This window comes from Aliagarivorans marinus DSM 23064 (genome assembly GCF_000429485.1).
Lineage (GTDB): Bacteria > Pseudomonadota > Gammaproteobacteria > Enterobacterales > Celerinatantimonadaceae > Aliagarivorans > Aliagarivorans marinus.
The window spans coordinates 101,525-115,038 of record NZ_AUBY01000020.1 but is presented as its reverse complement, the minus strand read 5'-3'; the positions used below and the strand labels follow the sequence as shown (position 1 = coordinate 115,038).

The window sequence follows — 13,514 nt, the reverse complement described above, 5'->3', positions numbered from 1 at the left end:
TTCAAATTGACCATGTCCATTTGATTGTCAGGATGCCCCCGAGCCTGAGTGTTTCAGAGTATGTAGGCTTCGTGAAAGGAAGAACCGCGATTAGGTTGTTTGCGAAGTTTCCTTACTTGAGAAAGAAGAAACTGTGGGGTAATCACTTTTGGCAAAGAGGGTACTTCGTTGACTCCGTTGGGGCGAACGAAGACATAATCAGGCGGTATGTCAGGCATCAAGACAAGGTAGAGAAAGAAGAGCAAGAACGTCAGATGTCACTAGAAATGCGGTAGTATAGGTGAGCCCTCTTCTAGGGGGCCGTGTCAAAGCCACCTGCTCAGCAGGTGGATTTTTTACTTCTACTGCAACACTCAATCATTGGCGTAATATACTGTTTGAGTGTCACTTAGGAATTTTTATTTGGAAGGCGAGAATGTTTAAGAAGCTAGTTAAGCGATTGCGTATCTGGATGGCGAAGTACGATGCTTGGCTGGTGCGTAATGGCCTAGACAGTCCGTGCCGCAGTTGCATCCCGCGTGAGCATGATAACCAGCGCTGAGAGCGGCTTTTTCGATAGCCACTGCCACCTCGATTTTGCGTCGTTCAGCGCGTATCTCGATACTCATCTCGCGGCTTTTCACAAAGCGGGCATCCGCGGCTTTCTGATTCCCTCGGTTGGGCCGGATAACTGGCAAACCTTGCTGGCGATAAAAGCGCAGCAACCTGTCTATATCGCCCTTGGATATCATCCGTGTTTCCTGCCTGACGATCATAACCAGACCGCGCTTGAGCAGGCCTTGGAAGATTGTGCCGCTCTGGTGGCCGAGCAACGCAGTCAGGTTAGTGCGTGGGGCGAGTGTGGTTTGGATGGGCGCTTTAAAGAAGGCCTGGACTTTCAAGAGTTGGCCTTTCGCAGCCAAGTTTCGCTGGCCAATACCCACCAACTCCCATTAATAGTTCACTCGGTGCGCGAACATGACCGCTGTGCCCAAGTGCTCAGGCAGCAGCAAGCGGCCTATGGTGGCATCATCCACGCCTTTAGCGGCAGCTATCAGCAAGCGGCGCGTTTTGTCGACCTAGGTTTTAAGCTGGGGATTGGCGGTACCATCACCTGGCCGCGCTCCGAGAAGACCCGTAAGGCGATCAAGCGTCTGCCATTGGATGCCTTGGTGCTGGAAACCGATGCGCCGGATATGCCGCTGTATCAAATGGAAACCGACCACAATACCCCGCTCAATCTGCCGCAGATCTTCCAAATGCTGTGCGAGTTGCGCGATGAGCCTGCCGAGCAACTAAAAGAGGCGCTATGGTGCAACACGCAAAACGCGCTGCGTCTGGTTGGTGCAAGCGATTAAATTCTCTCCACACATCTGGTTAACTTTTAATATTTTTTTACAAATATAAAAACTTTCTGTGATCGACCTCATATTCGAGATCTTGCCTATGCTTAGACTGTGCTGCACGCGACAGCAAATGTTGCGTTGAGTTCCATTAAAATAACCACAGGGAATACACGGATGAATAAGTTAGGTTTAATTGCAGCTGGCGCGCTAACCTTAGGCGCGTTTAGCGTAAACGCGGCAGAAGTGCCCGAAGACGGAATCCACGCGAACGACTACAAGTGGTTCCAGTTCAACATCATGCACACCATCGATCAGAAGCCCCATGATATTGGTGGTGACTACAAAGATACCTACCTAGAGATGGAATTCGGCGGCCGCTCTGGCTTATTCGATCTTTACGGTTACGTAGATGTATTCGATATCACCGACAGCAGCAGCAGTGATCGTCACAACACGGGTGGCCTGTTCATGAAGTTTGCTCCTCGCATGTCTCTGGACTACTTGTTCAACACCGACCTGTCAGTGGGCCCTGTTCAAGAGTGGTATGTGTCTAGCTTGAACAACTTCGAGCAAGGCCTACAAGAGCACTTTATCGGTGTGGGTGCAGACGTAAATGTACCTTGGTTGGGTAAAACCGGTATGAACCTGTACGCACGTTACAGCGCGAAGAACTTTGGTAACGACGATGAAGGTTCATTCAACGGTTATCAATTCTCGATGAACTGGTTCAAGCCGTTCCACTTCTTCGAAAACGGCAGCTTCGTGTCGTTCCAAGGCTACTGGGATCACCTGTTCGCTGCTGACGACTATAAAGATCAGTTCGGTCGCTCTAGCTCAGGTGGCGCAACCTTCCTGGGTATCTACTGGCACTCTGACCGTTATGCGCTGGGTTACGGTGCGAAGTACTTCTACGACGTATATGGTCTGGAAGATGGCGGTTTCACCGAGTCTACTGGCTGGGGCCACTACTTCTCAGCGACCTACAAGTTCTAAGCGATTGGCTTAGTGAACTTCAAGGGCGACATTCAGTCGCCCTTTTTTGATCCCGCTTCTTCGCCTGCAAGCGCTTCAGCCGCCGTATAAAGCAGTTGCTCAGGTGTCAGGCGTTCACTCACCAAGCCAGCTCGCATCGCCGGGCTCTGTCCAAGGTTATCGCTGTGGCAGTAGTTAAACAGGCAGCGCGCCACTTCAAACAGCGACTCCAGCGGCGCCAGGCTTTTCAGCTGGGTGGGGACTTGCTGGCGAACATAGGAGAAGAAGTCTTCACAGGCACTGGCGGCGGTAAGTTTGAACGGATGGGTGTAATGGTGGCGCGAGGTAATCGGGCAGTAGGCGCCAAATTCGTCTGGATACCAGCGATCGTTCCACCAGCCGACATTATGCCCCTCCGGCGGTATCGCCGTTTCGCCCTGCTGATGGCGGATAATGTAGAACACCTCGGCAAGCTTGGTATGAATGCGCTCAGCGCAGCCCATCAGGGCCGCTCCTCGGATACAGCTCTCTTGCTCGAGGTAGTGGTGGATATGCTGGTGGCTATCGCTAAACACCCGCAGTGCCTGAAAGTGGGCGTAGGCGAGCAGGGCCGGCTTGGCCAGATAGCCGCCGCGCAGCGATTGCAACTCGCCGAGGTTGAGTTCCTCGAAATGGCTGCGCTGCATGGTCTGTTCATAGCGTTGCCTGAGCGCCTGCAAGATAGACAGCTCATCAAACTGAGCCAAGCGTGAGTCTGGCTTGCTTTGATAGACACCCTCCACCGACATCGGTTGATGGCTGGCGTTGTGGCTGTGTAGCAATATATAGCCGCTGTCGGCGTCGGCGCTGGCCAGCGTCCACAACCCGCGGTTACCGCTGAACTTAATGATTTGGCTTTCGCTGAGCAGCCGCTGCACCGGCCGCTGTTTCAGTTGTTGCTCTTGCTCGCGACTCCAGCTGCGCAGGCCCTGCGCCAGCCTGCCCAGCAGCTGATAGTAAATCTTGGGGGCAATCGTCAGCTGCTGCATGGTCTGCAGCGGCGGGGTGGCAGAGGCTAACGCGAGCAAAATCGCTGGCATATGCTCATTCACCGTCCACCGACCGAGGGTGTAGACCTTGTGGCAGCTTTTGCAGCGCACCCGAGGATTGCCTGCACCAGTGCGGCCGTAGTGCTGGTACTCAGGATTGTGGTCCATTAGCAGCCGTGGTGCGCAGTTGGGGCAGGTATTTAGGCGCGGCTGAAAGTGCTGCTCCAGCAGCTGACTCAGTAGCTGGCTAACGCTGGCATCGTCCACCCATGGCGGGTAGCTACCGCAGCGTTGGCAATGCAAAGCGCGAAAGCCTAGGTGGTAGCTATCGTGGGTGTAATCGGGGCTATTTACCCGTCCGAGGTTGCTGCAGCCAAAGGACTTACAGCAGTTAAAACTGCGTCTAAATTCCAACATCCGTGTTCTGGAAGAATCCCTTTTCAACATATTAGGTAAATTGCCTATATTTGCAGCGCTACTCTACCGAAATGCGTGATCAAGATCACCTGTTTGTGACGCTGGCATTCCTAGAATCCCCTCATCTCGCGCGAAGACGGATTTTAATCTCAAAATAAGGATCATCGTAATGGGTGAAATAGCAACAGCAACGGCAGCTGGTTTAGTGGTAGGCGCGCTGTTTAGCGCATTGAAATTGCCGCTTCCTGCGCCACCAGTATTGTCAGGAATTATGGGCATCGTAGGGGTTTATTTAGGCGGTATCTTGTTTAAAACCCTGGTCTCGTAACACACCGACTATATTCAATAGGCTGGGCCCGACACGGCTTGGCCAACCACCAGCCAAAGACGCAAATTGATTCGTCTGGTTAGAAGGAATTTGCCATGACAAGCCTGTTAGAGCAGTTAAAACAACACACCGTAGTGGTTGCCGATAGCGGTGATTTCAACGCCATCGCCGACTACCAAGCCGAAGATGCCACCACCAACCCCTCACTGATTCTCAACGCCCTGCAAAGTGAGCAAGGCGCAGCCATGATTGAGCAGGCCGCCAGCTGGGCCAAGCAACAGTCATCGGATCGTCAGCAGCAGTTGCTCGACGCCGCCGATTACCTGGCGGTGGCGATTGGTCAAAAGCTATTGGCTATCGTTCCGGGTCGGGTATCCAGCGAAGTGGATGCACGCCTCTCTTACGACACCGAGGCCAGCGTGGCGCGAGCCCGTAAGCTGATTGCGATGTATCAGCAGCAAGGCATCGCTAAAGAGCGCATTCTGATCAAACTGGCGTCGACTTGGCAGGGCATCCGCGCTGCTGAGCAGCTGGAGAAGGAAGGCATCAATTGTAACCTGACCCTGTTGTTCTCGTTCGCTCAGGCGTGCGCTTGTGCTGAAGCCGGCGTATTTCTGATTTCACCGTTCGTGGGCCGGATCCTCGATTGGTACAACAAGAACCAGCCAGCAGACTACTCCGGTGACAACGACCCGGGCGTACAGTCGGTGAAGGGTATCTATGACTTCTACAAAAAGCATGGTTACAGCACTGTGGTGATGGGCGCGAGCTTCCGCAACAGCGGTGAGATCCTCTCCTTGGCAGGCTGTGATCGCCTGACCATCAGCCCGGCACTACTCGATGAACTAGCGAACACCGAGGGCACCCTTGAGGTCGCGCTTAAGCCTGCCAGCGAGGTGCAAGCAGCACCTACCGCGTTGTCAGAATCTGAGTTCTTGTGGCAGCACAACCAAGATGCCATGGCGGTGGAGAAGTTGGCCGAAGGCATTCGCAACTTTGCCATCGATCAAGAAAAACTCGAGCAGCAGATCGCCGCTCATCTGTAACCATCAACACATTAGGTAAATAACAAAAAGTGGCAGCTAAAAAGTTGGAAAAAACGTGATGTAGGGCAGTTTGTGTAGCCTTGTGATGACCAACAATTAGCCCACTCCATGGATGGGTCATGGATAGAGACTAACTCTGCCACGTATATTAAGTAAGGAATGTTATGAGTGTTTTAATGAGTTTGGTTGGTATCGCCAGCCTGTTGGCAATAGCCCTGCTATTGTCGGATAACAAGGGTGCCATCAAGCCTCGCACTGTAGTCGGTGCTTTTTTGATTCAGGCCGGTTTTGGTGCCTTTGTACTGTACCTGCCCTTCGGCCAAGCGGTGCTTGAAGCGGTATCCGGTGCGGTTCAGTCGGTGATCGACAGTGCACAGGCCGGTTTGGCCTTCCTGTTTGGCCCGCTGGTACACGGCCAAATGTTCGAAGTATTTGGTAACAACGGCTTTGTGTTTGCCCTGCGAGTGCTGCCGATTATCGTATTCTTCTCGTCGCTGATTGCAGTGCTTTACTATCTGGGTATTATGCAGTGGATCATCAAAATCATCGGTGGCGCACTGCAAAAAGCCTTGCAAACTCACCGCCCTGAGTCGATGTCTGCTACTGCCAACATCTTCGTGGGCCAAACTGAAGCGCCGCTGGTGGTTCGCCCCTTTATCCCTAAGATGACCCAATCTGAGTTGTTCGCCATTATGGTGGGTGGTTTGGCATCGGTTGCCGGTTCCGTTCTAGCTGGCTATGCCGGTCTGGGTGTAGAGCTGAAGTACCTAATTGCTGCGTCTTTCATGGCGGCGCCCGGTGGTCTGTTGATGGCGAAAATCATCAAGCCTGAGACCGACTTTAACGAGCAAAACATCGACCACGTATTGGACGACGAAGACAAGCCGGCCAACGTTATCGATGCGGCCGCATCGGGTGCAAGCTCGGGTATGCAGCTGGCGATGAACGTAGGTGCCATGCTGTTGGCCTTTATTGGTCTGATTGCGTTGATGAACAACTTTGTGGGTTGGGCCGGTGGCCTGTTCGGTCAGCCTGATCTCACTATCCAAATCATCTTGGGTTACATCTTTGCACCGCTGGCATGGCTGATTGGTGTGCCATGGGCAGAAGCGGTACAAGCGGGTAGCTTTATCGGTCAGAAACTTATCGTGAACGAGTTCGTGGCTTACATCGATTTCGTACAAGTGAAAGAAACCCTGAGCACCCAGACTCAGGTGATCGTGACTTTCGCACTGTGTGGCTTTGCCAACCTGTCATCTATCGCAATCTTGTTGGGCGGCCTAGGTGGTATGGCACCGAGTCGTCGTAGCGATATCGCGAAAATGGGTCTGAAAGCAGTAGTGGCTGCATCTCTGGCCAACCTGATGAGTGCAGCTCTGGCTGGCTTCTTCATCGGTCTACAGTAAAACGGATAAGGGAGGTTCGCCTCCCTTTGGATAGAGGAATACCACGTGTTTGATAAACAACTGCCGGTGCTGGATTTACACCGACACTTAGATGGAAATGTCCGGGTTGAAACGGTGTGGGAGCTGGCTCATCAGTTTGCTATGCCGCTGCCTGCTGAGAGCATCGACAAGATGCGCCCACTGGTTCAGGTGCAAGGCAAAGAGAATGACCTGTTGGGTTTTCTTGCCAAGCTGGACTGGATGGTGAAAGTGCTCGGCGACTTGGATGCTGTTAAACGCGTGGCCATTGAAAATGTTGAAGATGCCGCTCGCTCCGGCTTGGACTACACCGAACTGCGCTTTAGCCCTTACTACATGGCAGAAACCCATAACCTGCCGATGGAAGGTGTGATTGAAGCGGTGGCGGATGGGGTGCGTAGCGCCTGCCAAAGCCAGGATGTTCAGGTCAAGCTGATCGGCATTATGTCGCGCTCCTACGGGGTGGAGAACTGCACCCGAGAGCTCGACGCCATTTTGGCGCAACGCAAGCACTTTACCGCCGTCGATTTGGCCGGTAACGAAGCGGGCTTCCCCGGCGAGTTGTTTGTTGAACACTTCAAGCGGGTGCGTGACGCGTCACTTAACGTAACCATTCACGCCGGTGAGGCCTTAGGTCCACAAAGCATCTGGCAAGCGATTGAGCACCTTGGTGCCCAGCGTATCGGCCATGGGGTGAATGCAATCCAAGACTTGGCTTTGATGGACACCCTGGCCCAGCGCCAGATCGGCATTGAGTCCTGCCCAAGCAGCAACCTGCACACCTCCACGGTGGCAATGATTGAAGAGCATCCGCTTCCACGCTTTTTGGATGCGGGTATCTGTGTCGGTTTGAATACCGACGATCCCGGTGTCAGCAATATCGACATCGGTCATGAATATCGGGTCGTCCGCGAGCAAATGGGGCTCGACGACGAGGCGATCCAAACCCTACAACGCAATGGCCTGGCCATGGCGTTTATGTCTGATGATGAGCGTCGCCAGCTGTTGGCCCGCAAGCAATCAACTAACTAAGGACGAAACATGTCTGCACAATTGAAACAAATCGCCCAACAAGCCCTGAGCTTGATGGACCTGACTACCCTGAACGAAGACGACACCCGCGAGCGCGTAGCTGCCTTGTGCGATCAGGCCAAAACCGAGGTCGGTCAGGTTGCTGCAATTTGTATCTATCCGCGCTTTATTCCCTTCGCCCGTCGCTATCTCAACGAGATCGGCGCCAGTGAAGTGAAGATTGCCACTGTGACCAACTTCCCGCTGGGTGAAGCCGATATCGAATTGGCGGTAGCGGAAACCCGCGCAGCAGTGGCCTACGGCGCAGACGAAGTTGACGTGGTGTTCCCATGGCGTGCCCTGCAAGGTGGCGACGAACAGGTGGGCTTTGAGCTGGTGAAAGCCTGTAAAGCCGCCTGTGGTGACGTGCTGCTGAAGGTGATCATTGAAAGTGGTGAGCTGTCTGAGCCCGCCCTGATTAGCAAAGCCAGTGAACTGTCGATTAAGGCCGGTGCAGACTTTATTAAAACCTCGACCGGTAAGGTGCCGGTTAATGCCACCCCAGAAGCGGCCGAGCTGATGCTACAAGCGATTGCCGATCACAATCCGGCGTGTGGCTTTAAGGCTGCGGGCGGTGTGAAGAGCGCCGAGCAAGCCGATGTCTACCTGAGCAAGGCGCGCACTATTCTGGGTGAAGACTGGGTGAGCGAGCGTCACTTCCGCTTTGGTGCGTCAAGCCTGTTGGCGGCGCTGAAGGCGACCATCGAAGGCGATGATAACGCCTCCGCCGGTGAAGGCTACTAAGCCTCCGGCTGATACAAGTAGTAACAGAACGAACAGAGCAGGAACGCACGATGTTGTTACCACAGGAAATTATTCAGACCAAGCGCGATGGCGGCGAACTCACTCGTGAGCAGATCCGCAGCTTTGTCGCGGGCATTGCTGATGACAGCATAAGCGATGGCCAGATTGCGGCTTTTGCCATGGCCACCTTCTTCCAGGGCATGAGCGCTGATGAGCGCGCTGAGCTCACCATGGCTATGCGCGACTCGGGCGAGGTGCTTAACTGGCAAGCCACTGGCGTCACCGGGCCATTGCTCGACAAGCACTCCACCGGTGGTGTGGGCGATCTGACCTCGCTATTGCTGGGGCCAATGCTGGCAGCCTGTGGGGCACACGTGCCGATGATCTCCGGGCGTGGCCTTGGCCATACCGGGGGCACCCTAGATAAGCTTGAAGCGATCCCCGGCTATTCGGTCACCCCAGCTCCTGAGGTATTCGAGCAAGCGGTCAAAGTGCCGGGCATTGCCATCGTTGGCCAAAGTGGCCAGCTGGCACCGGCCGATAAGCGTTTTTACGCAGTGCGCGATGTGACCGCCACGGTCGATTCGCTACCGCTGATTACCGCTTCTATTCTCAGCAAAAAGCTGGCTGAAGGGCTGGATGCCTTGGTGATGGACGTAAAAGTCGGTAATGGCGCGTTTATGCCCACCTATGAGCAGAGCAAAGAGCTGGCCGAAGCGATCGTTCAGGTCTGTGAAGCCGCTGGCGTGCGCTGCCGGGCCTGGCTGACTGATATGAATCAGCCACTGGCCTCGGCGGCGGGTAATGCGCTGGAAATCGTTGAGGTGATCAAGTATCTGCAAGGCGATACCAGCAACGCCCGCTTGCATGAAGTGACCATGGCCTTGGCCGAAGACATGCTGCTGCTGGGTAAACTTGCCGACAGCCGCGAGCAAGCGCGTGAGCAGCTAATGGCCAGCATTGAAAATGGCGAAGCGCTACGTCGCTTCGGTGCGATGGTTGAGCAGTTAGGTGGCCCCAGCGATTTCTGCGCGCGCTACCAAGAGTACCTACCTAAGGCGGCGGTGATTAAGCCGATACTGGCCGAGCAGGCCGGCTTTGTCAGCGAAATCGACAGCAAAGCCTTAGGCATGGCGGTGGTCGCCATGGGTGGGGGGCGCCAGCATCCTAAAGACCAGCTGGATTACAGCGTTGGCCTATCTCAGATCGTGAGTTTAGGTGATTATGTCGACGTGGATCAGCCACTTATGCTGATCCATGCCAGCAGCGAGCAACAATGGCAGCACGCTGCCGCATTGGTTCGCGAGGCCCTGACTCAGAGCGATACTTCGCCTAAGCTTGCAGCGTCTGCGCTCTACCAATGCATTGTGAAAGAGGACTAGAAGATGAAACGTGCAATTATTCTGGTGATGGACTCGTTTGGGATTGGCGCAACCGCCGATGCCGATCAGTTCGGAGATGTAGGCTCTAACACCTTGCTGCATATCGCAGAAGCCTGCGCTGAAGGGCGCGCCGATATCGGCCGCAAAGGCCCGCTTAACATTCCCAACCTTAACCGCTTGGGCTTGGGTCAGGCCTGCTTTGAAAGCGGCGGTGTATACCCACCGGGGATGGACCCAGACGTGAAACCCATTGGCTACTATGGCTACGCCAAAGAGCTGAGCAGCGGTAAAGACACGCCATCGGGTCACTGGGAGATCGCCGGTGTGCCGGTGCTGTTTGATTGGGGCTATTTCGACAAGCCCACCGACAGCTTCCCACAAGAGCTGTTGGATGCATTGGTGGAGCAGGGCAATCTGCCGGGCTATCTGGGTAACTGCCACTCATCCGGCACCACGATTTTGGAGCAGCTGGGCGAAGAGCATATGGCCAGCGGCAAGCCGATCTTCTACACCTCGGCCGATAGCGTATTCCAGATCGCCGCGCATGAAGAAACCTTCGGTTTAGAGCGCTTGCTGGAGCTTTGCGAGTTGGCGCGCAAGCTGGTTGACCCTTACAACATTGGCCGAGTGATTGCCCGTCCATTTGTTGGCAATAACGCCAGCGATTTCCAGCGCACCGGTAATCGCCGTGATTACTCGGTTCTTCCACCTGCGCCAACCCTACTGGACAAGATGGCCGATGCCGGCGGTGAAGTGGTGAGTATCGGTAAGATTGCCGATATCTATGCCCACCAAGGCATCACTCGGAAGGTGAAGGCAACCGGCTTGGAAGGGCTGTTTGATCTGACCCTGAGCGAGATGGCGCGCGGTGTTGATAACAGTATTATCTTCACCAACTTCGTCGATTTCGACTCATCCTACGGTCACCGTCGCGACGTGGCAGGCTATGCCGCCGCGCTAGAGTATTTCGACAAGCGCTTGCCGGAGTTGCTCGAGCAATTGGGCGACGATGACGTGGTACTGCTCACCGCCGACCATGGCTGTGACCCGACTTGGGAAGGTACAGACCACACCCGCGAGCATGTACCGGTATTGGTTTATGGCAAGAAGTTGGGCGCCAAGAATCTTGGTTTGCGTAACAGCTTTGCCGATATGGGACAGTCTCTGGCCAGTTACTTGGGGCTACCGGCCCTGGGCTACGGCGACGCGTTCCTATAGATCTACTTTTTAATTTTTGACCGGGGGCATTGGCCCCCAAAATAAGGACTGACAATGACAACTCCTCACATTAGTGCAAACCCTGGTGATTTTGCTGAAACCGTACTGTTCCCTGGCGATCCGCTGCGTGCCAAGTACATCGCTGAAACCTTCCTGGAAGATGTGGTTCAGGTAACTGGCGTGCGCAACATGTTTGGTTTTACCGGTACGTACAAAGGTAAGAAGGTATCGGTAATGGGTTCTGGCATGGGTATTCCTAGCGCCTCTATCTACGCCCACGAGCTGTACACCCAATACGGTGTAGAGAAGATCATTCGTGTGGGTTCTGCAGGTGCCATCAGCCAAGACGTTCAGCTGCGTGACGTGGTTATCGGCATGGGTGCATGTACCGACTCGAACGTGAACCGTCAGCGTTTTAAAGGCTTTGATTTTGCCGCTATCGCTAACTACGAGCTGCTACGCAACGCGGTCGACAGCGCTGAGAAAGCCGGCATTAAAGCCAAGGTGGGTAACGTATTCTCTGCTGACCTGTTCTACGGCCCAGACCCAGAGATGTTTGACGTTATGGAAAAACACGGCGTATTGGCCGTTGAGATGGAAGCGGCTGGCCTTTACGGCGTAGCAGCCGAGTGTGGCAAAGCCGCGCTGTGTGTAGTAACCATTTCTGACCACATCCGCACCGGCGAGCAAACCACCGCTGAAGAGCGTCAGCTAACCTTCAACGACATGATCGTTCTGACTCTAGATTCACTGATCTAAGTCACTGACAAAGGTTACTTGTCGGGGCTATCTGGCGACTCGGTACGGGTTGCCACATCCTCGATTAATGCACGGGCCCGTCGGGCTCGTGCTGCTCTTGCCCGCAGGGCTATCGCCGCTAGGGTCGCCGAATAACGTTTGCGCGACAGTACCCGGGTGAGCAGAAAGCCAATCGCCATCGATACCAACATAATCAGCATCATCTGACTTTGCCCTTGTTCGATATAGCGCTCTGCTTTGGACAGGATCGACTGGTAGTTGAGCTGGATCTTCAGATAGGCGCGCAGCCCTTGCTCGCTGTCACTGACCTCGGTAATAAACGGTCGTTCCAGCGCATTAAATAGGCGCATGGGGGAATCTTGCTCGCTATGGTCGCTACTGACCAATAACTTGCCTTGGCGATCGAACACTGCCGCCAATGATACGTAGCGTTGCTGCTGCAGTTCATCGACCAGGCTTTGCAGTTGTTCGCTGTGCAGCTCTTCGGGTTGGCTTAGGGTGTTGTGGATATTGAGCGTGGCAACGCTGCTTAGCGAGCGCGCCAGCTGCTCACTTTGGTAATGGATCAGGCCTTGCCCGCTGGTTTTTAGCTGCAGCAGGGATTGAAAGATCCAGATACAGCAACCGATGGCAATCAGTAGCTGCAAGAACTGTACAACGCGGTATCGGGTTATGGCTTTCTTATCCATTATTTATGTCTTTAGCCTCCACACTGCTACCATCTTAGGGACTTGCCAAAGCAAAATCCAATAGCTATCTTGAAGCGCCTAGGGTTTCATTAGCAAGGATGTAATTTGCACCATTCCCATCGACTCTCTCAACTTCCCCCGCTGGTGGCAGACTGGCCATCGGTTTTGGATGATTTCCCTTATCAGCTCAGTGGCGAAGACTTGGCTCCCCATGTCAGCATTGCCTGCCACTGCCAGCTGTTGATTTGGGCGCCAGCGCTCACTTCTGAGCAGCTCAACCAGCTAAGCCTTACCGTGCAGGCAGATGGCCGCCAGTTAGTGTTGCAAGGAGCCCGGGTGATGCTCGGAGCCACCACGGTGCTACTGAGCGCAGAGTGCAACGAGCAAGAGCTCAAGGCCTCGCTGGAGACCCAAGACTGGGAGTTTGACTGGGTGGTGATGAGCCGCTTACCAAACCTTCATCAGCCGGGCCTTATCCTGATGGATATGGACTCGACCACCATTCAGATTGAGTGTATCGATGAGATTGCCGCCCTTGCTGGGGTTGGCGCAGAGGTCAGTGCAGTGACCGCGGCAGCGATGCGCGGCGAGCTGGATTTCGAGCAGAGTCTGCGCGCCCGAGTCGGCAAGCTGGCCGATGCGCCTGAAGCGATACTTCAGCAAGTGGCCGATAGCATGCCGTTGATGCCGGGCCTAAAAGATCTCTTGTCGTTTGTTAAGCAGATTGACTGGAAGGTGGCGATCGCCTCTGGTGGCTTCACCTACTTTGCCGAGCGCTTACAGCAAGACTTAGGCTTTGATCGAGTAGTGGCCAACCAGCTTGAGATCATCGATGGCAAGTTGACTGGGCAAGTACTCGGTGGGGTGGTGGATGCGCAGGTTAAAGCCGATACTTTAAAGGCCTTGGCGCAAGAGTTCGGTGCGACCCAAACCATGGCGATTGGCGATGGCGCGAATGACTTGCTGATGCTGGCCGAATCGGACTTTGGGGTGGCCATTCACGCCAAGCCACTGGTACAGGCGAAAGCGCAGATGGCGATCCGCCACAGCGATCTGGATGGGGTAGTGCGCATCCTGTCGGCCTCAGAGCTGCTGAGCGGCTGCGCCTAAG

The 13,514-nt window shown here is 54.5% G+C and carries 14 protein-coding genes; 12 read left to right on the top strand and 2 right to left on the bottom strand.

What is annotated here, in order from left to right; all coding sequences use genetic code 11:
- From tnpA to G461_RS0109930, 3 genes are all read left to right on the top strand, one after another.
- The coding region (gene tnpA, locus G461_RS0109945) for an IS200/IS605 family transposase (RefSeq protein WP_026971736.1) at window positions 1–275 on the top strand (275 nt) is incomplete at its 5' end.
- A 249-nt stretch (window positions 276–524) separates the two neighbouring features.
- On the top strand, window positions 525–1,337 hold the full coding sequence (locus G461_RS0109935; RefSeq protein ID WP_026971735.1) for a TatD family hydrolase: 813 nt from the start codon (window positions 525–527) through the stop codon (window positions 1,335–1,337).
- Between the two features lie 162 nt (window positions 1,338–1,499).
- Window positions 1,500–2,318, top strand: a complete 819-nt coding sequence (locus tag G461_RS0109930) for a nucleoside-specific channel-forming Tsx family protein (protein ID WP_026971734.1) — start codon at window positions 1,500–1,502, stop codon at window positions 2,316–2,318.
- Window positions 2,319–2,350: 32 nt separating this feature from the next.
- Here G461_RS0109930 and G461_RS0109925 read toward each other — a convergent pair whose 3' ends face one another.
- Entirely contained in the window at window positions 2,351–3,742 is a 1,392-nt protein-coding gene (locus tag G461_RS0109925; protein ID WP_026971733.1) for a hypothetical protein, read from the bottom strand.
- 169 nt (window positions 3,743–3,911) lie between these two features.
- Here G461_RS0109925 and G461_RS23875 point away from each other — a divergent pair, with 169 nt between their 5' ends.
- The 8 genes from G461_RS23875 (at window position 3,912) to deoD (ending at window position 11,714) form a co-directional block, all read left to right on the top strand.
- Window positions 3,912–4,070, top strand: coding sequence for a XapX domain-containing protein (locus G461_RS23875; protein WP_035476629.1), 159 nt, complete (start codon window positions 3,912–3,914; stop codon window positions 4,068–4,070).
- Window positions 4,071–4,165: 95 nt separating this feature from the next.
- Entirely contained in the window at window positions 4,166–5,116 is a 951-nt protein-coding gene (tal, locus tag G461_RS0109915) for a transaldolase (RefSeq protein WP_026971732.1), read from the top strand.
- Between the two features lie 164 nt (window positions 5,117–5,280).
- A complete protein-coding gene (locus G461_RS0109910) occupies window positions 5,281–6,522 on the top strand; it encodes a NupC/NupG family nucleoside CNT transporter (protein WP_026957740.1) in 1,242 nt (413 codons plus the stop codon).
- Window positions 6,523–6,567: 45 nt separating this feature from the next.
- Window positions 6,568–7,572, top strand: coding sequence for an adenosine deaminase (gene add / locus G461_RS0109905; RefSeq protein WP_026971731.1), 1,005 nt, complete (start codon window positions 6,568–6,570; stop codon window positions 7,570–7,572).
- Between the two features lie 9 nt (window positions 7,573–7,581).
- Window positions 7,582–8,355 carry a deoxyribose-phosphate aldolase gene (deoC, locus tag G461_RS0109900; protein ID WP_026971730.1) on the top strand — a complete coding sequence of 258 codons (774 nt, stop codon included), beginning with the start codon at window positions 7,582–7,584 and terminating at the stop codon, window positions 8,353–8,355.
- A gap of 50 nt (window positions 8,356–8,405) precedes the next feature.
- A complete protein-coding gene (gene deoA, locus G461_RS0109895) occupies window positions 8,406–9,737 on the top strand; it encodes a thymidine phosphorylase (protein ID WP_026971729.1) in 1,332 nt (443 codons plus the stop codon).
- A 3-nt stretch (window positions 9,738–9,740) separates the two neighbouring features.
- Complete coding sequence (locus G461_RS0109890; RefSeq protein ID WP_026971728.1) at window positions 9,741–10,955, top strand: phosphopentomutase; 1,215 nt, start codon at window positions 9,741–9,743, stop codon at window positions 10,953–10,955.
- Between the two features lie 54 nt (window positions 10,956–11,009).
- Window positions 11,010–11,714, top strand: a complete 705-nt coding sequence (gene deoD, locus G461_RS0109885) for a purine-nucleoside phosphorylase (RefSeq protein WP_026957735.1) — start codon at window positions 11,010–11,012, stop codon at window positions 11,712–11,714.
- Window positions 11,715–11,728: 14 nt separating this feature from the next.
- On the opposite strand, the gene G461_RS0109880 is transcribed toward deoD, so the two are convergent.
- Complete coding sequence (locus G461_RS0109880; RefSeq protein ID WP_026971727.1) at window positions 11,729–12,403, bottom strand: AhpA/YtjB family protein; 675 nt, start codon at window positions 12,401–12,403, stop codon at window positions 11,729–11,731.
- Window positions 12,404–12,508: 105 nt separating this feature from the next.
- Between G461_RS0109880 and serB the strand changes: the two genes are divergently transcribed.
- Window positions 12,509–13,513 (top strand): phosphoserine phosphatase SerB, encoded by a 1,005-nt coding sequence (serB, locus tag G461_RS0109875; RefSeq protein ID WP_026971726.1) that lies wholly within the window; start codon window positions 12,509–12,511, stop codon window positions 13,511–13,513.
- The last annotated feature ends 1 nt before the right edge of the window (window position 13,514 follow it).